The organism is Methylobacterium sp. DB0501 (assembly GCF_011043735.1).
In the GTDB taxonomy this organism is placed as follows: domain Bacteria; phylum Pseudomonadota; class Alphaproteobacteria; order Rhizobiales; family Beijerinckiaceae; genus Methylobacterium; species Methylobacterium alsaeris.
Window position 1 is genome coordinate 44,895 of the sequence record NZ_JAAKGV010000030.1, and the last position, 19,679, is coordinate 64,573.

At 71.1% G+C, this 19,679-nt stretch carries 19 protein-coding genes; 14 read left to right on the forward strand and 5 right to left on the reverse strand.

Going from position 1 to position 19,679, the window contains the following annotated elements:
* The first annotated feature begins 140 nt into the window (after positions 1 to 140).
* From G4G93_RS31350 to G4G93_RS31365, 4 genes are read left to right on the forward strand one after another with little or no spacing between them, the layout of a single operon-like run.
* On the forward strand, positions 141 to 611 hold the full coding sequence (locus G4G93_RS31350) for a DoxX family protein (protein WP_165090933.1): 471 nt from the start codon (positions 141 to 143) through the stop codon (positions 609 to 611).
* Positions 608 to 1,054 carry a cupin domain-containing protein gene (locus G4G93_RS31355; RefSeq protein ID WP_165090936.1) on the forward strand — a complete coding sequence of 149 codons (447 nt, stop codon included), beginning with the start codon at positions 608 to 610 and terminating at the stop codon, positions 1,052 to 1,054. Before G4G93_RS31350 ends, G4G93_RS31355 begins: the two co-directional genes overlap by 4 nt.
* A 4-nt stretch (positions 1,055 to 1,058) precedes the next feature.
* Positions 1,059 to 1,961 (forward strand): SMP-30/gluconolactonase/LRE family protein, encoded by a 903-nt coding sequence (locus G4G93_RS31360; protein ID WP_165090938.1) that lies wholly within the window; start codon positions 1,059 to 1,061, stop codon positions 1,959 to 1,961.
* Positions 1,958 to 2,872: a VOC family protein gene (locus G4G93_RS31365; protein WP_165090940.1), complete on the forward strand. Its 915-nt coding sequence runs from the start codon at positions 1,958 to 1,960 to the stop codon at positions 2,870 to 2,872. The genes G4G93_RS31360 and G4G93_RS31365 overlap by 4 nt, the downstream gene beginning before the upstream one ends.
* Before the next feature lie 174 nt (positions 2,873 to 3,046).
* Here the strand turns inward: G4G93_RS31365 and G4G93_RS31370 are convergent, their stop codons facing one another.
* Both G4G93_RS31370 and G4G93_RS31375 read right to left on the reverse strand, forming a co-directional pair.
* Positions 3,047 to 3,547: an ATP-binding protein gene (locus G4G93_RS31370; protein WP_165090942.1), complete on the reverse strand. Its 501-nt coding sequence runs from the start codon at positions 3,545 to 3,547 to the stop codon at positions 3,047 to 3,049.
* Between the two features lie 182 nt (positions 3,548 to 3,729).
* A complete protein-coding gene (locus tag G4G93_RS31375) occupies positions 3,730 to 4,104 on the reverse strand; it encodes a hypothetical protein (protein ID WP_165090944.1) in 375 nt (124 codons plus the stop codon).
* Positions 4,105 to 4,292: 188 nt separating this feature from the next.
* Here G4G93_RS31375 and G4G93_RS31380 point away from each other — a divergent pair, with 188 nt between their 5' ends.
* The 7 genes from G4G93_RS31380 (at position 4,293) to G4G93_RS31410 (ending at position 14,687) form a co-directional block, all read left to right on the forward strand.
* Complete coding sequence (locus tag G4G93_RS31380) at positions 4,293 to 5,024, forward strand: hypothetical protein (protein ID WP_165090946.1); 732 nt, start codon at positions 4,293 to 4,295, stop codon at positions 5,022 to 5,024.
* A 24-nt stretch (positions 5,025 to 5,048) separates the two neighbouring features.
* Positions 5,049 to 6,482, forward strand: a complete 1,434-nt coding sequence (gene pyk / locus G4G93_RS31385) for a pyruvate kinase (RefSeq protein WP_165090948.1) — start codon at positions 5,049 to 5,051, stop codon at positions 6,480 to 6,482.
* 340 nt (positions 6,483 to 6,822) lie between these two features.
* Entirely contained in the window at positions 6,823 to 7,233 is a 411-nt protein-coding gene (locus G4G93_RS31390) for a DUF4864 domain-containing protein (RefSeq protein ID WP_165090979.1), read from the forward strand.
* A gap of 77 nt (positions 7,234 to 7,310) precedes the next feature.
* The gene (gene thrC, locus G4G93_RS31395; RefSeq protein ID WP_165090950.1) at positions 7,311 to 8,723 is read left to right on the forward strand and encodes a threonine synthase; all 1,413 of its coding nucleotides are present in this window, start codon (positions 7,311 to 7,313) and stop codon (positions 8,721 to 8,723) included.
* Complete coding sequence (locus G4G93_RS31400; RefSeq protein ID WP_165090952.1) at positions 8,720 to 10,015, forward strand: pitrilysin family protein; 1,296 nt, start codon at positions 8,720 to 8,722, stop codon at positions 10,013 to 10,015. The genes thrC and G4G93_RS31400 overlap by 4 nt, the downstream gene beginning before the upstream one ends.
* Before the next feature lie 502 nt (positions 10,016 to 10,517).
* Positions 10,518 to 11,630, forward strand: a complete 1,113-nt coding sequence (locus G4G93_RS31405) for a UDP-3-O-acyl-N-acetylglucosamine deacetylase (protein WP_165090954.1) — start codon at positions 10,518 to 10,520, stop codon at positions 11,628 to 11,630.
* A 174-nt stretch (positions 11,631 to 11,804) separates the two neighbouring features.
* A complete protein-coding gene (locus tag G4G93_RS31410) occupies positions 11,805 to 14,687 on the forward strand; it encodes an EAL domain-containing protein (protein WP_165090957.1) in 2,883 nt (960 codons plus the stop codon).
* A 414-nt stretch (positions 14,688 to 15,101) separates the two neighbouring features.
* Here the strand turns inward: G4G93_RS31410 and G4G93_RS31415 are convergent, their stop codons facing one another.
* On the reverse strand, positions 15,102 to 15,482 hold the full coding sequence (locus tag G4G93_RS31415; protein ID WP_165090959.1) for a response regulator: 381 nt from the start codon (positions 15,480 to 15,482) through the stop codon (positions 15,102 to 15,104).
* 217 nt (positions 15,483 to 15,699) lie between these two features.
* Here G4G93_RS31415 and G4G93_RS31420 point away from each other — a divergent pair, with 217 nt between their 5' ends.
* The gene (locus G4G93_RS31420; RefSeq protein WP_165090962.1) at positions 15,700 to 16,077 is read left to right on the forward strand and encodes a hypothetical protein; all 378 of its coding nucleotides are present in this window, start codon (positions 15,700 to 15,702) and stop codon (positions 16,075 to 16,077) included.
* A gap of 64 nt (positions 16,078 to 16,141) precedes the next feature.
* Positions 16,142 to 17,134 (forward strand): oxidoreductase, encoded by a 993-nt coding sequence (locus tag G4G93_RS31425; RefSeq protein ID WP_165090964.1) that lies wholly within the window; start codon positions 16,142 to 16,144, stop codon positions 17,132 to 17,134.
* A 10-nt stretch (positions 17,135 to 17,144) separates the two neighbouring features.
* On the opposite strand, the gene G4G93_RS31430 is transcribed toward G4G93_RS31425, so the two are convergent.
* Both G4G93_RS31430 and G4G93_RS31435 read right to left on the reverse strand, forming a co-directional pair.
* Positions 17,145 to 18,008 carry an MBL fold metallo-hydrolase gene (locus tag G4G93_RS31430; RefSeq protein ID WP_165090967.1) on the reverse strand — a complete coding sequence of 288 codons (864 nt, stop codon included), beginning with the start codon at positions 18,006 to 18,008 and terminating at the stop codon, positions 17,145 to 17,147.
* 79 nt (positions 18,009 to 18,087) lie between these two features.
* Positions 18,088 to 19,116 (reverse strand): SDR family oxidoreductase, encoded by a 1,029-nt coding sequence (locus G4G93_RS31435; protein WP_312892306.1) that lies wholly within the window; start codon positions 19,114 to 19,116, stop codon positions 18,088 to 18,090.
* Positions 19,117 to 19,432: 316 nt separating this feature from the next.
* On the opposite strand from G4G93_RS31435, the gene G4G93_RS31440 reads away from it, so the two are divergent.
* The coding region (locus G4G93_RS31440; RefSeq protein ID WP_165090971.1) for a transposase at positions 19,433 to 19,679 on the forward strand (247 nt) is incomplete at its 3' end.

Genomic DNA, 19,679 nt, shown 5'->3' on the forward strand with positions numbered 1-19,679 from the left:
GGTCCCCTCCTCTGCGGAAGCCGCGGGATTATGCAGGGCCGGTCGCCCGTGCGAAGCGGATATGGCGGGGCTGGCGCGAACGTCGACCCGCCCCACTTAGCTTTTCGCAGTGCAACCAGGGCAGCGGGGTTCCCGGATCGATGGCCACCTTCAGCATCGCGGTCGCCTTCGGGGTCAGGCTCCTCCTGGTGATGCTCTTCCTGCCGTTCAGCGCCCTCGACAAGATCCTGAACTTCCGCGGCGCGGTGGGGCAGGCGAAACAGGCGGTCCATGCGACCGGGCCGGCGACGGCGCTGATCCTCGCCGGCTTGTTCGTCGAGATCGTGATGTCGCTCGGCATCCTCACCGGCATCGCCGACCGCTTCGCCGCGTTCGTGCTCGCCGGCTATTGCGGGGTGACGGCGCTCCTGTGGAAGCAGTTCTGGAAGCCGGGTGATTTCTGGTCCGGCGGCAAGGGCCGCGAGCTTTTCTGGGACTTCTGGAAGAACCTCGCGCTCGCCGGCGGGTTTCTGCTCGTCACCTTCGGCACCGGGGCGGCGACGGTCGAGACGTTCTTCTCGCACCCCTTCGCCTCGTCGAAGCCCTACAGCGTCAGCGAGACCGCCCGATGAGCGACGAGACACCCACCATCCCCTACTGGCACCTCTGGGCCGATGCGGACGGGATCAGCCACCAGACCCGCTGCGCCTTCACCGAGTTCGAGCAGAAATCGATGTCGCCGCCGGCCCCGCCGCAATGGCAGGGCCAGAAGACCCATGACGGCGCGACCGTGTTCGTGACGGTGCAGCCGGTCGGCTGGACCGGCGACTGGCATCCGAACCCGAAGCCGCAATGGATCATCCCGCTCTCGGGCCGCTGGTTCGTCGAATCGATGGACGGGACACGCATCGAGATGGGACCGGGCGAGATCTCGTTCGGCGAGGACCAGAACGTCCGCGAGGTCGACGGCAAGAAGGGCCACCGCTCCGGCACGGTCGGGAACGAGCCCGCCGTCCTGATGATCGTCCAGTACGACAAGCCCCCGACCACCGGGGCGGCCTGCCGGTTCCGGTGACGCCATGGACGGGTTCGAGATCCACGACGAGCGCTTCAAGCACTACATCCTGGGCAACGCGCCTCTGGAGGAACTCGGCTCCGGCTTCCGCTGGATCGAAGGGCCGGTCTGGATGGGCGACGCCGATTGCCTGCTGTTCCAGGACCTGCCGCGCAACCGCACCATGCGGTGGATCGAGGGCGCCGGCTTCTCGGTCTATCGCCAGCCCTCGAACTACGCCAACGGCCAGACCCGCGACCGGGAGGGCCGGCTGATCGCCTGCTCGCATCGCGGCCGCTGCCTCTATCGCACCGAGTATGACGGCACGGTCACGACGCTCGTCGAGCGCCATGCCGGCAAGCGCCTGAATTCTCCGAACGACGTGGTGGTGAAGTCGGACGGGACGATCTGGTTCAGCGATCCGGTCTACGGCATCGCCAACGACTACGAGGGCGGGCGCCAGCCATCGGAGCAGCCGCCGGCGCTCTACCGCTTCGATCCGCGGACGAACGAGATCCAGGTGATGGCCGGCGACTTCGACGGTCCGAACGGCCTCGCCTTCTCGCCCGACGAGCGCCGCCTCTACGTCGCGGAGACCGGCGACCAGTCGAAGCCGAATCCGCGCCAGTACATCCGGGTCTTCGATGTGGCGCCCGACGGAGCCCTCTCCGGCGGCGATATCTTCCACAAGATCGAGCCGGGCTATTGCGACGGGATGCGGGTGGACGAGGACGGCAATGTCTGGTCGAGCGCCGCCGACGGGGTGCATTGCCTGAGCCCGGAGGGCAAGCTGATGGGCAAGATCCTGGTGCCCCACCGGGTCTCGAACATCACCTTCGGCGGGCCGACCAAGAACCGGCTGTTCATCGGCGGCTCGCACACGCTCTATGCGATCTTCCTCGATCGGCGCGGAGTGCAGACCCCTTGAGCGCCGCCGCCTCGGGCGCCCGGCGCCTCGCCCGGATCACGCTGAATGCCGCCGATCCGAAGGCCTTGTCGGGATTCTACCGCGACGCCCTCGGCTTCGCCGATGCCGCGGCGGATCCGGCAGCGGAGTTCGCGGGCGGGCCCGCAAGGACGGGAGACGTGCTCCTGCGCCTCGGCGACCAGCGCCTCGACCTCGTGAGGACCTCGGCCGGCCGGCCCTATCCGGGCGACGTGCCGGGCTTCAGCCCGCTGTTCCAGCATTGCGCCATCATCGTCGCCGACATGGCGGCCGCCTATGCCCGCCTGTCGGCGCATCCGGGCTGGCGCCCGATCTCGACCGCCGGGCCGGTGCGGCTCCCGGCGTCGTCGGGCGGCGTGACGGCGTTCAAGTTCCGCGATCCGGAGGGCCATCCGCTCGAATTCCTGGCCTTCCCGGCGGAGGCCGTGCCCGAGGCCTGGCGCGGGCGGGGATCCGGCGACGTCTGCCTCGGCCTCGACCATTCGGCGATCTCGGTCGCCGACACCGCCCGGTCCGTGGCCTTCTACGAATCGCTCGGGCTGCACGTGGCGTCGCGCTCGCTCAATGCCGGGCCGGAACAGGCCCGCCTCGACGCCGTCGCCGACCCGACCGTCGAGGTGACCGGGCTCGCCTTCCCGGATGGACGGCCGCCCCACGTCGAGCTGCTGTGCTATCGCGGTGCGCCTCCGCAGCCGGTGTCCGACCTCGCTATCGACGACGTCGCGGCGACCCGGCTGGTGATCGCGATGGCGGACGACGAGGCAATGCGGGCGGCGTGCGCAGCCCATGCCGGGCGGCTCGTGTCGGGCGGCCTCGCACCGCGGACCGAAGGGGCCGCCGATGCGCTCCTGTGCGACCCGGACGGGCACCTGCTACGGCTGATCGTCGCGTGATGCGGGGAGCCGAGCCTTCGTCACGCCGGCCCCCCGATCGTCCCGTGCGACCGTCCATCCGCCGCGCCGTTCCCTGGGGCGCCCAACGGCGTCCGGAACGACGCGGATGGTTCGAGGTCGGTCGAGCAAAGCGAAGGGCCGCTCGGGCATTCTCCGTCTCTCACCGTCTCGTTCTCAAGCGCCGGCCTGCGGATGCCGCACGACGACGAACCCCTCCTCCGGCCCCGGCGGCACGAAATAGCGGGTGAACAGGTCGAACTCCTCGTCGCTGACCGTGAATTCGTGCGTGCCGGCGGCGTTGCGCGCCCGCAGCCGCGCCTTGCACAGGGCGTCGTCGGCCTCGAGGTAGTGCAGCTGGTGCTCCGCCTCCGCCTCCAGGACGATGCTTCGCATCCAGGCCCGGCTCTGCGGCGTGTTGGCCGGGAAATCCAGCACCACCGACAGCCCGGCCCTGAGAAGGGCGACGAGGTGCGGTCCCATCACCCCGCGCAGGCGCCGGGTATTCCGGACGTACTCGTCGAGGGTGTTCTGCTCGCCCGGATAGAGCCCGGCGAGCCACTGGTCCTCCCGGACGAGGATGGTACCCGGCTGAGCGGCAAGGCCGGCGGCGAGGGTCGATTTTCCAGCGGAGATCTTGCCGCAGACGAGATGCAGCACCGCATTGCTGACGAGCATGACCGGAGACCTTCGGGGGCGCAGAGGAGCGCCCGGCGTTTCACGGGAGGTGGACGGCCGAACCCGGCCCGACGAATCAGGCCGGGAGGGGAATTCGGCGCCGCAGCGCGACGTGAACGAGACAGGTCATGGGGCGGATCGTGCGGCCGATCGGACCGAGGGTCAAGCGGAGGACGGCGCGGTCAGGCCGCCGCCAGGCCCTGCCGGGTCCGCGGCGGCGGGGCGGGCGGGCTGCCGAGGCGCTGGAGCACGATCTCGGCCTCCCGGCGCGAATGATTGAGGGCGACGAGGGCCGACCAGCGCATCGGTACCTCGTGGCGAGCGACCAGGCGACCGGCGGCATCGTAGCGGCGCCAGCCGCAGCGCGCCCCGCAGGCGGCGTCGGTCTCGTCGTAGGTCTCGTAGCGCGCCACCAGGGTGCCGGCGGCGTCGAACTCGTCGTGGTACCAGCGCACGCCGTCCATCGGGGCGCCGCGGCTGCGCGAGCCCCGGATCACCAGCTGATGCTCGACCGGGATGCGGAAGATCGTCTCGAACACGGGCGGCTGGAACAGCATGACCGTCGATACCCCCCTCGTCGGTTCGTCACTGGAAGGTTTCCTATCGACAGGGTGCGTTGCAGCATATCCGGCGTCAAGAGCGTGCCGCCGCGACAGGCGCGGCGATTTCGGCCCGGACGGATGAGCCTTTGGTCCAAGATGCCCTAGCTTCCGCGGCGGTGACGAGAAACCGGGGGATGCGGACGATGCTCGGCAGGAATCGGCGCGGCGCGGGGCTGATCGTGCTGGCCTGGCTGGCGGGGCTCGGGCCCGGCCTCGCCGCCGAGGGCGATTGTTTCGGCTACGGCGAACTCGGCACCGGCCCGGGCCCGGCCCTCGGCACGGTCAAGGCCGGCGAGGCCCGCGTGCCGTTCGTGCAGGGAGCCTCCGCGCGCAAGGGCTGCCCCGGACCCGATCCGGCTTGCCGCGAGAAGGCCTTCGTGGTGCCCGGCAACACCGTGATCCTCGGGGGCACGACGCCCGGCTTCGTCTGCGCCACTTATGTCGGGCAGAAAGGGGCGGTCCGCTCCGGCTGGCTGCCGGAGGGCGCGGTCGCCCGGGCACCGGCCCCGCCGGCGCCGTCCTTGAGCGACTGGACCGGCACCTGGACGGCGCCGGAGGCGACCCTGGTCATCCGGCCGGCCAAGGCGGGCGCCCTCTCGGTGAAGGGCGATGCGAGCTACGGCACCCTCGACCCCGACCGGGTCCGGCGCGGCGCGGTCAACATGGGCAGCGTGGAGGGGACGACGGCGCCGACCGGCCCGACCCTCGCCTTTACCATGGGCGACAAGGGCACGATGCCCTTCGCGGCCGGCGAGCGGACCGATTGCTCCTTGCGCCTGCGGCTTCTGCCGCCCTTCCTCCTCGCCGAGGACAACAATGCCTGCGGCGGCATGAACGTGAGCTTCACCAACGTCTACCGCCGCGGCAAACCTTAACTCCGACGAGAGACAGGAGGCCCCATGCGCCGCCATCGCCACGCCAAGATCGTCGCCACCGTCGGCCCGGCCAGCAACACGCCGGAGCGGCTGAAGGCCCTGTTCCTTGCCGGGGTCGACACCTTCCGGCTGAACTTCTCGCACGGCACCCACGACGACCACGCCAAGGTGCACGCCGCGATCCGCGCCCTGGAGAAGGAGACCGGCCGGCCGATCGGCATCCTGCAGGACCTGCAAGGGCCGAAGATCCGCATCGGCACCCTGCGGGGCGGCAAGGCGGATCTCGCCACCGGCGACCGGATCCGCTTCGTGCGCGAGGGCCGGGAGGGCGGCACCGACGCGATCCCCCTGCCTCACCCGGAGATATTCGCCGCGGTGGCGCCGGGCCAGGACCTCCTGATCGACGACGGCCGGGTCCGCGTGCGGGTCGTCGGCGTCGACGACGCGGCGATCGACGCCGACGTGGTGGTCGGCGGGCCGATCTCCGACCGCAAGGGCGTCAACCTGCCCGGCACGGTGCTGGCGTTGTCGCCGCTCACCGAGAAGGACCGGCGCGACCTCGCCTTCGGGCTCGAGCTCGGGGTCGACTGGGTGGCCCTGTCCTTCGTCCAGACCCCGTCCGACGTGATGGAGGCGCGCGGTCTCATCGCCGGCCGGGCCGGGCTGGTCGCCAAGATCGAGAAGCCCTCGGCGCTCGACCACATCGAGGACATCATCCGGATCGCCGACGGGATCATGGTGGCCCGCGGCGATCTCGGCGTCGAATTGCCGCCCGAGGACGTGCCCGGGCGCCAGAAGGAGCTGGTGCGGGCCTGCCGCCGGGCGGTGAAGCCGGTGATCGTGGCGACGCAGATGCTCGAATCGATGGTCGCGGCGCCCTCGCCCACCCGGGCCGAGGCCTCGGACGTCGCCACCGCCGTCTATGACGGCGCCGACGCGGTGATGCTCTCGGCCGAATCGGCGGCCGGCCGGTATCCGATCGAGGCCGTCTCGATGATGGACCGGATCATCCGCCGCACCGAGCAGCACCGGCTCTACCGCTCGCTCGTCCGGGCGAGCGAGCCGGAGGTCGAGGACAGCCCGCCGCACGCCGTGGCGGCCGCCGCCGCGACCCTCGCCGACGCGATCGAGGCCGCGGCGATCGTCGCCTTCACGTCGAGCGGCACCACCGCCGCCCGCATCGCCCGCAAGCGCCCCAACGTGCCGATCCTCGCCGCGACGTCGGACGCCGCGGTGTCGCGCCGCCTCAGCCTGTACTGGGGCGCCCATTCGGTGCTCGGTCCGGAGATCGACTCCTACGAGGCGATGGTCGACCGCGCCGCGGAGGTCGCTGCACAGGAAGGCTTCGCGCAGGCGCCGGACCTCGTCGTGGCGGTGGCCGGCATCCCGTTCGGCCGGCCCGGGACGACCAACAACCTCAGGGTGGTGGAGCTGGGACGCAAGGCGAGCGGGGTGTAGCCGGCCTCGCCTCTCGACGAACTCCACGCCCTCCGGGGCATCCCGGAGCTGCGAAGGCGGAGCCTGGAACGATCCGGAACCCGGAAGCGATCTTCCGGATTTCGGATCACCCGCCCGCGCTGCGTCCGAGCGACGCGCATTTTTCGCAACGCGGAAGCGATTGCGGAGCGATCGATCGGACGTCGTACGACGTGGAGGGGGGAGGAAGCACCCGCCCCTCACCCCGACCACGATCCGGACGACTTCTGATTGTGACACGCCCGCGGGCCTGCTACGCTGCGGCATCCGTAGAGGAATTTAGTCCAGGAGGGCCCGGTCTGTGCGCACCCTCGTCACTCTGATGACCCTGCTTGCGCTCGCCCAGGTCCCCCTCGATTCGGGCGCCCGCGCGGCCGGCGATGGCGACCGGGATGCGGCTCGGGCGGTGATCCTGCGTCAGCAGGACGCCTTCCGCCACGACGACGCGGCGGCAGCCTATGCGGAGGCCGCCCCGGCGATCCGCTCGATCTTTCCCAGCGCCGACACCTTCATCGGCATGGTGCGCCAGGGCTACGCCCCGGTCTACCGCAACCGCCGCTTCGAGTTCGGAACCGACGAGGCGATGCCCGACGGCAGCTTCGCCCAGGGCGTGCGGATCCAGGACCAGGACGGGGCCGACTGGGAGGCCCTCTACACCCTGGAGCGCGGGGAGGACGGCGCGTGGCGGATCACCGGCTGCCGCCTGCGCAAGGCCCCCGGCGCGAGCGCCTGACCCGACCTGCGCAGGGATCGGCTGACGAGGCCCGCGGATTCGTGTAGGGCCTCGCGTCAGCCTCAGGACAGATCATCGTGCTCCACGTCTCGACCCGCGGCAGCGCCGCGCCGCTGACCTTCACCGACGCCCTCCTCGCCGGCCTCGCCCGCGACGGCGGCCTCTACATTCCGCAGGCCTGGCCGCAGATCGCGCCCGCCACCATCGCGGGCCTCGCCGGCCGGCCCTACGCGCAGGCCGCCAAGGCCGTGCTCGGTCCCCTGGTCGACGGCGAGATCCCGCAGGTCGACCTCGACCGCATGATCGACGAGGCCTACGCCACCTTCCGCCACCCGGCCGTCTGCCCGCTCACCCAGCTCGGCGACAACCTCTTCCTGCTCGAACTGCACCACGGCCCGACCCTTGCCTTCAAGGACGTGGCGATGCAGCTCCTCGGCCGGCTGATGGACCACGCCCTCAAGGCCAGGGGCAGCCGCGCCACGATCGTGGGCGCCACCTCGGGCGATACCGGCAGCGCCGCCGTGGAGGCCTTCCGCGGCCTCGACAACGTCGACGTGTTCATCCTCTACCCGCACGGCCGGGTCTCGGAGGTGCAGCGCCGTCAGATGACCACGGTCGACGCGCACAACATCCATGCGCTCGCGGTCGAGGGCACGTTCGACGATTGCCAAGCGATCGTGAAGGCGTTGTTCCAGCACCCGCGCTTTGCCGAGGACGTGCGGCTGTCGGGCGTCAATTCGATCAACTGGGCCCGCGTCGCGGCGCAGGCCGTGTATTACTTCACCAGTGCGGTCGCCCTGGGCAGCCCGCACCGCCCGGTCTCGTTCTCGGTGCCGACGGGCAATTTCGGCGACATCCTGGCCGGCTGGGCGGCCAAGCGCATGGGTCTCCCGGTCGGGCGGCTGATGATCGCCACCAACGCCAACGACATCCTCGCGCGGACCCTCGCGACGGGCTCATACGAGGTGCGCGGCGTGGCCCCCACCACGTCGCCGTCGATGGATATCCAGGTCTCGTCGAACTTCGAGCGCTTGCTGTTCGAGGCGCTCGACCGCGATGCCGGCGCGGTGAACCGGCTGATGGCGAGCCTGAAGCAATCGGGCGCGTTCACGCTCGACGCGCGCACCCTGGAGCGGATCCGGGCCGAGTTCGACGCGGCCTGCGTGCCGGAGGACGAGGTCGTGGCCGAGATCCGCGACGTCTATGCGGGGACCGGGCAGATCATCGATCCGCACAGCGCGATCGGGGTGCGCGCCGCGCGCAAGGTGCTCGCCGACGATCCGGCGACGCCGGTCGTGGCCCTGGCGACCGCCCACGCGGCGAAGTTCCCTGACGCGGTCGAGGCCGCGACCGGGGTGCGTCCGGCCCTGCCGCCGCACCTGTCGGACCTGCTGGAGCGGCGTGAGCGGTTCACGGTGCTGCCGAACGACGAGGCGGCGGTGGAGCGGGCGATCCGCGAGCGCGCCCGCATCCTGAGGACCGCCGCATGAACCAGCATTTCGCGACGCTCGGCGCCTCGCCGGACCTCAAGGTCACCCGGCTGTCCAACGGGCTCACCGTCGCCACCGAGGCGATGCCGGGCGTCGCCACCGCGACCCTCGGGGTCTGGGTCGGCGCCGGCTCGCGCAGCGAGCGGCCGGAGGAGCACGGGCTCAGCCACCTGATCGAGCACATGGCGTTCAAGGGCACGGCGTCCCGCACCGCCCGCCAGATCGCCGAGGACATCGAGAATGTCGGCGGCGAGATCAACGCCGCCACCAGCGTCGAGCAGACGAGCTACACCGCCCGGGTCCTCGGCGAGGATGCCGGGGTCGCCCTCGACGTGCTCGGCGACATCCTGACCCGTTCGACCTTCGAGGCCGGCGAGCTCGCCCGCGAGAAGGGGGTGATCCTCCAGGAATACGCCGCCGTCGAGGATACGCCGGACGACGTGGTGTACGACGCCTTCACCGAGGCGGCCTTCCCCGACCAGCCCCTCGGCCGGCCGATCCTCGGGCGTCCGGAGACGATCCAGAGCTTCGACCGCGCGGCGATCGAGGCCTACCTCGCCCGCGAATACACGCCCGGCCGGATGGTGCTGGCCGCCGCCGGCGCGGTCGAGCACGAGGCCATCGTGGCGGCGGCCGAGCGGCATTTCGGGGCGATGCCCGCGGTCGAGACGCCGGAGGCCGTGCCCGGCCAGTATCGCGGCGGCGAGCGCCGGATGCCGCGCAAGCTCGAACAGGCCAACCTGGTGCTGGGCCTGCCGGGCCTCTCGTTCCGCGACGACTCCTACTACGCCGCGCATCTCTTCGCGCAGGTGCTCGGCGGCGGGCTGACCTCGCGGCTCTGGCACGAGGTCCGCGAGACCCGCGGCCTGGCCTACGAGATTCATGCCTTCCACTGGCCGTTCAGCGATTGCGGCCTGTTCGGCATCGGTGCCGGCACCGCGGGCGCCGACCTGCCGGGCCTCGTCGAGGTCACGCTCGCCTGCCTGCGCGACGCCGCCGAGACCGTCGACGCAGCCGAGCTGGCCCGGGCCAAGGCCCAGCTCAAGGTGGCCCTGCTCTCGGCGCTGGAAACGCCGGGCGGGCGCATCGAGCGCGCGGCGCGCCAGCTCCTCGCCTGGGGCCGGGTGATCCCCGCCGCCGAGGTGATCGCCAAGGTCGACGCCGTCACCCCGGACGACGTGCGCGCCGCAGGCCGCGCGCTGATCGCCGGCGCGCCGACGATCGCGGCGATCGGGCCGATCAAGAAACTGCAGAGCCTCGAGGCGGTCGGTCGGGCGCTGAAGGGGGCGTGATCCGCACGGCAACCCTCTCCACTCTGCGGGGCAGGGTGGCGAGCCGAGCGCGCCGGGAGAGGGAACCGCGACGGCTCGGGATATGGCGCCGTTCATGACGGGCGCGACTTCTCCGGAAACGTGATTCGCCCCTCCCGACTCCTGCCGATGCAGGGGCTATTCTCTCTCATGCCAAATCGGGCTTGCTCGACTTGGGTGCAGGAAGAAGCCGAAGCGGGCCATGCCGCAGCGTTCCTCTCCCTGTCGACAATCAAGCCGACCTCACACCCGTCCGCCTGAACTAGGCCGAACGGTCTAGTGTCGAGGTGCCCCCAGTCTCCGTAGAACCGACCCGCAATCGAGCGCGCGAGCGCCCGGAGGCGGGGCCTGCGCGACACCAAGGTCCGGGGACGAGGAGACTGGCCGCTCGGCCGGCCCCACCCACGGACCAACCGTACCGGCCCCAGGGGAACAGCAGACGACGGCCGCTGCGGGCGGCCGGCGGGCAGGTCGGGCGGGAACGATGGGGCTCGGGGGCATCGCGCACTCGGCAGAGGACGGGTCGTGCGAGGCGACGCTCGGGCGCAGCGTCTCGGTGCGCGGGCCCGGGCTGCATACCGGTCGCGTCGCGCGCGTCACCCTGGCGCCCGCCCCCGCCGGCCACGGGATCCGCTTCGCGGTGCGGTGTCGCCGCACCGGCGCCCAGGCCGACGCGGTGCCGGCCGGTACCGCCGGCTGGGTCGCGAGCCGGATGAGCACCGCCCTCGATCTCGGGCACGGGCGCAAGCTGCGCACGATCGAGCACCTGATGGCGAGCCTCGCCGCCTCCCGCATCGACAACGCCGCCATCACCGTCGAGGGAACCGAGATCCCGATCCTCGACGGGTCGGCGTCCCGCTGGTGCGCGCTCATCGACGGGGCCGGGCGGGTGCCGCAGGCGCGGCCGCGCCACGTCCTGCGCATCCGCGCGCCCTTCCAGGTCAACGGCCTGCACGGCTTCCTGCGGGCCGAGCCGGGCGAGGATTTCACCGTCGACGTCAGCACCGACCGGCTGCCGGATTTCGGCGTGCTGCGCTGGTCGGGCCCGATCGACCCCGGCACGTTCCGCAGCGCGATCGCCCCCAGCCGCAGCTTCGGCAACGCCTCGCTGATCTGGCGTACGTTGCTCAAGACCCGGCTCGCCCGGACGCTGCTGCCGGCGGCAACGCGGGACCGGCTGTGGGCCCGCTCGTTCACGGCGCAGACCGTGACGGGTGCCGGCCTCGATCCCGCCCCCGCGCGGCCGGACTGCCAGCACCCGATCCACCCGGACACGGAAGGCCGGATGCATCCCCGCGATCGCGAGCCGCTGCTGCGCGGCGCCCGCCCCGGGCGGGTGGCGATCCTCCTCGGGGGTAAGGTGCTCGGCGGGGCCCGCTTCCCGGACGAGCCGGTGCGGCACAAGATCCTCGACCTCGTCGGCGACCTCGCGCTGGCCGACCGGCCGATCCTCGGGCGCATCGTGGCCAATTGCCCGACCCACGCCCTCACCTTCGCGTTCCTGACCGAGCTGATGCGTCATCCGGAATGCTGGGAGATCGTCCCGCTCGCCGAGGTCGGCGGCCGCACCGATCGTGGAGAGACCGGCGCAACTTGATTTGGCCGCAAAGCGGAGCGATCGAAGCCCATCGACGGCCGCGCTCGCGGACGGCAGGGGAGATCCAGGGCCTCCGCCTTGCTCGGATGCTGGCGCGTCAGTACGGTCCGGCACCCTCTCCCGAGCCGCCCCCGTGACCGTGGCCGCCCCCGTCCGGTCGGAAGACCCCGAAGCTTGCGCACGTACTCACTCGTCCTCGCCTGCCTCGCCGCCCTCGCCGGGCTGCTCCTCTCCGTGCCGCAGGCCCGCGCGGTCGAGGCCGTGCGCGTCACCCTCGACTCGCAGGCCATCGACCTCACGCCGGCGATCGAGCGCTACCGCTCGGACGGCGACCTGATCCAGATCTCCACTGCGCCGGGCAAGGACGGCATCGTGCGGCGCATCGCCGTGAAGGCGCGCGAGACCGGCGCGCGGCCGGACTGGATGGTGTTCGCCCTCACCAACGACACCGACGAGCAGATCGACCGCCTGCTGGTGGCCCCGCATTTCCGCCTCGTCGGCTCGGGCGTGGTCTGGCCCGATCTCGGCGGCTCGCGCATCGCGGCGATCACCGCGAGCCAGGGCATCCGGCCCGAGCGCGACGAGAGCCCGGATGCCGACCAGTTCGTCATCACGCTCGACCCGGGCACGACGGTCACCTTCGTGGCCGAGCTGCGCACCCCCAACGTACCGCAGGTCTATCTCTGGGACCAGGACGCCTACCGCAAGAAGGCGACCGGGCTGACCCTCTACAAGGGCATCATCATCGGGATCGCCGGGCTGCTGGCCCTGTTCCTGACCATCGTGTTCGTGGTCAAGGGTGCCATCATCTTTCCGGCCGCGGCGGCGCTCGCCTGGGCGGTACTGGCCTATGCTTGCATCGATTTCGGGTTCTTCCAGAGAATTTTCCCGGTCACGGAGGCTGCGGAGCGGATCTACCGCGCCTCCGCCGAAGCGGTGCTGGGCGCGACGCTGCTGGTCTTCTTGTTTGCCTATCTCAACCTCGCCCGCTGGCACGTGCGCTACAGCCACGTCGCGCTGATCTGGCTGCTGTTCCTCGGCGGCCTCGTCGGCCTCGCCGTGATCGACCCGCCGGTGGCGGCGGGCGTCGCCCGGATCTCGATCGCCACGGTGGCGGGAATCGGCCTGCTGCTGGTCGTCTATCTGGCGATCCACAACGGCTACGACCGGGCGATCCTGCTGATCCCGACCTGGCTCCTGCTGCTGGCCTGGGTGGTGGCGGCGGGTTTCGCCATCACCGGCCAGCTCCACAACGACCTCGTCCAGCCGGCCCTCATCGGCGGCCTCGTGCTGATCGTGATGCTGATCGGCTTCACGGTGCTCCAGCACGCCTTCGCGGGCGGCGGCTTGGGCAACAGCCTGGTTTCCGACACCGAGCGCCGGGCGCTGGCGCTCACCGGCGCCGGCGACGTGGTGTTCGACTGGGACGTGCCGGGCGACCGGGTCTTCGCCGGCCCCGAGATCGAGGGGCAGCTCGGCCTGAAGCGCGGGGCGCTGGAGGGACCGCAGGCGAACTGGCTCTCCCTCCTCCACCCCTTCGACGTCGAGCGCTACTCGGCGGCCCTCGACACCGTGATCGAGGAGCGACGCGGCCGGATCTCCCAGGATTTCCGCCTGCGCTCGGCTGCCGGCCCGTATTACTGGTTCCGCCTGAAGGCGCGGCCGGTCATCGGCACCGACGGCGAGGTGGTGCGCATCGTCGGCACCATCGCGGACGTGACCGAAGCGAAGATCGCCGAGGAGCGGCTGCTGCACGACGCGGTGCACGACAACCTCACCGGGCTGCCCAACCGCGAATTGTTCCACGACCGGCTCGACGCCGCGCTCGCCCTGGCGAGCCAGGACCCGCGCCTGAAGCCCACCCTGTTCGTGGTCGACATCGACCGCTTCAAGCAGGTCAACGACGCGATCGGCCTCTCGGCGGGCGATTCGATCCTGCTGACGCTGTCGCGCCGCCTCAACCGCCTGCTTCGCCCGCAGGACACCCTCGCCCGCGTCGCCGGCGACGAGTTCGCGGTGATCCTGCTCTCCGAGCGCGACCCCGACCGGATCATCGCCTTCGCCGACAGCATCCGCCGGGCGATCACCACCCCGATCACCTATGCCGACCGGGAGATCTTCCTGACGCCCTCGATCGGCGTCGCCCTGCACGAGGCGGGTGCGGTGGTGAAGCGCGACGACGTGATCAAGAACGCCGAGCTCGCCATGATCAACGGCAAGCGCCAGGGCGGCGACCGGATCGAGGTCTACCGCCCGACCATGCGCTCCGACCGCGGCGAGCGGATGATGCTGGAGAGCGACCTGCGCCGGGCGCTGGAGCGCAACGAGATCAAGGTTCTGTTCCAGCCGATCGTGCGCCTGGAGGACCGCACGGTCGCGGGCTTCGAGACGGTGTTGCGATGGGACCACCCGCGCCTCGGCCGCGTCGCCCCTCAGGTCTTCCTGCCGATCGCCGAGGAATCGGGCCTCATCGTCAATCTCGGCGTCTTCGCGCTCGAACGCACCGCGGCGGAACTGGCCGCGTGGCAGCAGGCACTCGTCGTCGAGCCGCCGATCTTCGCTTCGGTCAACCTGTCCTCGCGCCAATTGCTGCGCCACGACCTGCTCCACGACGTGAAGACCGTGCTCGCCCGCACCGGCGTCGCCCCCGGCTCGCTCAAGCTCGAGCTGACCGAGGCCCTGGTGATGGAGAACCCGGAATACGCCGCCCAGATGCTCGCCCGCATCCACGAACTCGGCGCGGGCCTGTGCCTCGACGATTTCGGCACCGGCTACTCGGCGCTGACCTACATGCAGCGCTTCCCCTTCGACACGATCAAGATCGACCAGTCCTTCGTGCGCCAGATGGCCAACGGCCGCTCCGGCATCCTGCGCTCGATCGTCCGGATGGCCCAGGAACTCGGCCTCGAGATCGTCGCCGAGGGCGCCGAGTCGGAGGCCGACGCCCTGGCGCTGGCCGAGGTCGGCTGCGACTACGCGCAAGGCTTCGCTTTCGGCGAGCCGATGTCGATCCTGCAGGCGCGGCAGCTGGTGGGGGCGGCGCCGGAGGCGGCGTGACAATCGTTCGACGCGGACGGCAAGGCCGCTTTCTTCGCAGATGGACGTCTTGCCCCGCGCGGCCCCCTTTCATGCCAAGAATTCAGTTCGCCTTGAATCCGATGCGCATCAAAACGTACAGTTTCAAGTTTTCTTCCTCATTTATACGCTCTCTTTGGAGAGAGGATGCATGTGTCTAGCGACATATATTGAATATCAATTGACTATATGATTGCGAAAGCAGCCGCATCGAGAATGGAAATCCGCGGAAATTTCATATGTGCTTGCTACTGGCTCGATAGACTTAGCGCGTCGACGGAGTCTCACCCCGACCGCGACGGCGACGGGATCTAAACTCTATCCCTGCCCGCCGGTCACGCCGCTCCGCCGCGATAATGAAAGGAGCAAGACCGGGGATCGGCGTTGTGTGGCGAATCAGATTCGCCCGCCCCCCACCGGCTCCATGCACAACGCCCCCAACGCCTCCACCAGACGGTCCGGGTTCAGCGGCTTCCGCAGGATCGGCAGATCCGGCCACATCAGCCGCATCGCGCGCGGCAGGACGCCGCCGGTGCAGATCAGGACCGGGACGCCCTTGGCGATCAGGCATTCGGCGGTCGGGGTCGCCTCGCCGTCGGCGAGGTTGAGGTCGAGGATCGCGACGTCGATCTCCTCGAAGTCGATGAGCGCCAGGGCCTCGCGGTTGGTGCGAGCCGGGCCGACGGCGTGGGCGTTCGAGCCGGTGACGATCTCGGTCAGTTCCAGGGCGACCAGCGCCTCGTCCTCGACGATCAGCACCCGTCGTCCGTCCAGCATCGCGATCTCCGTGGGTTCCGGGCCGGGCGAATCATTGCTCGGATCCGGGTGCCGGGGCGAGAGTGTGACGGCGGCTCCGCCCGGTCAATCACGCGAATGCGTTCCACTCGTTTAAACCGTCCTTAACCATGACGACAGCATCGTCGGCCTGGCCGTGAGCGGATGCGGCGCACCCCCCAGGGTGCGGTCCGGACGGTTGAGGCGCGGAGAAGCGGCGATGGGCGAGGCGGCGTGGAGCATCACGGACCAGGATCGGACCGGTCCGGATCGCCAGGAGCGGAGCGGCCCGGATTTCGATCTGGTGCGGCGCCTGCTCCTGCCGCCGGGCTGGCTCGGGCCGCGGCCCTACCGGCTGCCCCCGCCCGACGAGATGGAGGCCGAGGAGATCGACGATCTCGTGGCCCAGCTCGAGGCCGAGAACAAGGTGATGAAGGCGGTGCTGCGCTCCGAGCGCGAGATGGCGGCGGAGCTGCGCGCCCAGGTGGCGGCTTTGTCGACCCGGCAGGCGGACGGCGAGGACGCTCAGGACGACCTGCGCGCCGATCGCGACCGCTGGGCCGGCCTGGTCGAGCGCCTGCTGTTCGCCACACGGTGAACCGGCGCGCGGCCCGTTCCATCGCATCCCACGCCCTGCTGCCCGAAGTTGCACGGAGACGGCCATGAGCCCCCGCTGCTCGCTCGTCGTCAACGGCAAGCCCGTCCGTGTGGCGACCGGCGATACGCCCCTCGATTCCGCCCTGCCGCGCAACGTCGCCGCGGGCCGCGACGGCCTGATCCAGGATTCCCAGCTGGAGGTGCGCCACCAGGACGCCCTGCCGCGCCTGCGCAACACCAGCCGCGCCCGGCCCCGCCTCGGCGACGGCGCCGCGACCCGGCCGGGCCCCGCCCCCTCGCCGCTCGCCGTCCTCCGGACGGTGAAGCGCGCCGGCACGCTCCTGTCCGCCACCCCGCTCTCCGGCGCGGTGATGGAGGTGGTGGTGACGGTCTCGCGCAGCCTCGACGTCGCCCCCGGCCAGGCGGTCGAGGTCGGCTTCGCGGGGCTGCCCGCCCGGCCCTACTGCCCGACCCAGCGTATCGACGGCAATACCGAGCTCAACGAACTCGTCTTCCACCTGCGGCGCGATGTCGGGGCGCTCGGACCCGCCCTCGGCGAGGCGGTGCTGCCCGGCCACGTCGTGCGGATCAAGGGACCGGCCGGCGGCACGCCGTACCGGCCCGGGCCGGGCCGCCTCATCCTGGTCTCGGCCGAGACCGGCTTCGCGCCGATCTGGGCCATTGCCCGGGCGGCGCGCCACCTCGAGATCGCCCGCGAAATGGTGGTGGTGGCGGGCGCGGCCGATGCCGACGACCTCTACATGCGCCCCGGCCTCGACTGGCTGCGCGGGACCGGCGTGCAGCAGATCACGCTGGCGGCGAGCCGCGACCGTCGTGGCCGGGCCGACGTGCGCCACGGCCCGGTCACCGCCCACCTGCCGTCCTTGCGCGGCAGCGACACCGTCCACGTCGCCGGCCCGCCGGACATCGTGCGGGCGGTCGAGCGGCTGTGCGACAGCGTCGGCGCGGTCTGCGCCGCCCTGCCCTTCCTGCCTTCGCGCAGCCGCGCCCGGAGCCTCGTCACGCCGGGGGATACCGGCGCGCAGTTCGGGCTCTGAGCCGGCGCGCCTATCTCAGCTCGGAGACGGGCACCGGGTAGGCGTGCGGCCGCCCGGCCAGCATCGCGTCGATCAGCGCCAGCACCTCGGGCCGTCCGACATTCGCCGCCTGCTCGAACGGCGTCCAGGTCTGGTGGAAATCCAGCGCGGCGAAGACCTCGCGGTAGCGGGTCAGCTCGGCATGGGTCAGCGGCACGCCGCGCACGAAGGCCTTGTGGGCCGAGATCGTCAGCGCCTCGCGCGGGTTCTCCGGGTTCAACTCGAATTTCAGCGCATCGCCGCAGAACACGATGCCGCGGCTCGCGTCGTGCAGCACGGCATGGCCGTCGAAATGGCCGGCGGTGCGGTGGAGCGTGAGCCCCGGCAGCGGCTCCAGGACGTCGTCGTAGGGCCAGGAGACCTGGAGCGCCGCGCTCCAGGTGAAATCGGCGGCCGGCAGGCACAGCTCGGGATCGAAGCGGTCCTGAAGCTGGGGCAGCGCACCGTAGCTGTGAGGATGCGAGGCCGAGAGCATCGCCATGCCGCCCAGGGCTTCGATGTGGTCGAGCGCCGCGGCACTGAAGACCGGGCAGCCCTCGAAGCCCATGTTGCCCCGGGGCGTGACGATCAGGTAGGCGCTCGGCCCGATGCCGGTGACCGGCTCGTTCCAGAACTTCCACACCCCCGGCTCGACCTCCCTCCAGTGACACGGGAACGATCTTTGGGCCTCCGCGACATCCCGGAAGCGCCATCCGTCCTGCGGCACGACGTGGCGGGCATCGAGGCACATCGGGCAGCTCGGCGGCGCCGCGAAGTGGCGCTGCCAGAAGCCGCAATTGTCGCAGACGAAGCTGGGCAGCTTGAGGGCGCCCGCGAAGGGCAGGTAACCGGGCACGCGAGACCTATCGGGACAGCTTGCGGGATGCCGGCGGAGATAGGGCGCCTGTCTCCGACCGTCGACGCGGGCTTGGCCGTCAGAACACTCGCGGCAGGATCCGGCGCCGCCCGGCGAGCCGGCGCGTCGCGTGGCCGGCCAGGGCGAGGGCCGCGACGCCGCCGAGGCAGATGGCCGCGAGGCCGCCGACGAGGATGTCGCGCTGGCGGTCGGTGACGAACTCGCTGCGGGTCGGCGTGGTCTTGTCGGCGAATTTTCCATCGATCGCCGCCGGACCGGGGGCGGGCGCGAACAGGTTGCCGGGCTTGTCGGGGGCCGGCGCGCCGATCTGCGCGTCCCAGCCGCGGGCCATGAAGCGGTCGGCGAGGGCCGGCGACACGACCTGCAGCAGCCCCATCTGCACCGTCGAGCGGCCGACCCAAATGTCCCTGCGGCGGTTGCGGGCCGCGAACAGGATTGCGTCGGCGCAGAGACGGGGGTCGAAGACCGGGGCCGGGATATCCTGCTCGGCGCCCGTCCGGGTGCGGGCCCAGCCGAATTGCGGCGTGTTCACCGCCGGCAGGTAGACGACGGTCAAGCCGATATCGACGCCCTCGTGCAGCAGTTCCGAGCGCAGGCCGTCGGTGAAGCCGGTCACGGCGTGCTTGGCGGCACAATAGGGCACCTGGAGCGGCATCGATCGCAGCCCCAGGCCGGAGCTGACCTGCACGATGGTGCCGCGGTTGCGCGGGCGCATGTGGCGGAGCGCGGCGAGCGTGCCCCAGACCTGGCTGAGATAGGTGGTCTCGGTGACCCGGCGCCATTCCTCGGGCGTGATTTCCGGGACGGGCGCCACGATCGACGACATCGCGTTGTTGACCCAGGCGTCGATCGGCCCGAGCTCGGTCTCGAAGCGGTCGGCGGCGGCGTTCACCGCGTCCACGTCGGCGACATCGGCCGATACGCCCAAGACCGCGCCGCCATGCCGACGCAGGGCGGCCTCGGCATCGCGCAGGCGGCTCTCGTCACGGGCAACGATCCCGACCGACCATCCGTCCCTGGCGAAGGCGTGAGCGGTCGCCAGACCGATCCCCGCCGTGCCGCCCGTCACCACAACCACCCGCGCCACGCTCGCCTCCCGGAATCTCGAACCAGCCCGGCAATGCGGGAGCCGGGTGGGAGGTTCGGCGGCTGCGGTGACGCACCGTGACGGTCTCCGATCGGGATAGGGGGCAGACCCTTCGGCCTGCACCCCTCCCACACCATCCGGCATGCGGGTCCGCACCGGGCGGTTCGAGGAGTTGAGGTTGCCCTGCCCCCGCCTTGACCTGTCGCGGGCGGTCGGCTTCGTCGCTGCTCAAGGCAAGTCCGGCTTCACCGGCCTCTCCGCTGAACTGAACCGCCCCGGGTTTCCCGGAGGCTCCAACTTCTGAGAGGATGGAGCCATGACGAAGCGAACAGCCCCTTTTTCGCCTGAGGTGCGCGAGCGTGCCGTGCGGATGGTGCGCGACCACGAGGGCGAGCACGGCTCGCAGTGGTCGGCGATCCAGTCGATTGCCGCGAAGATCGGCTGCTCGGGCGAGACGCTGCGGAACTGGGTGCGTCAGTCCGAGCGGGATCAGGGCGTGCGTCCTGGCCAGACGACGGACGAGCGCGAACGGATCAAGGCGCTGGAGCGAGAGGTTCGCGAGC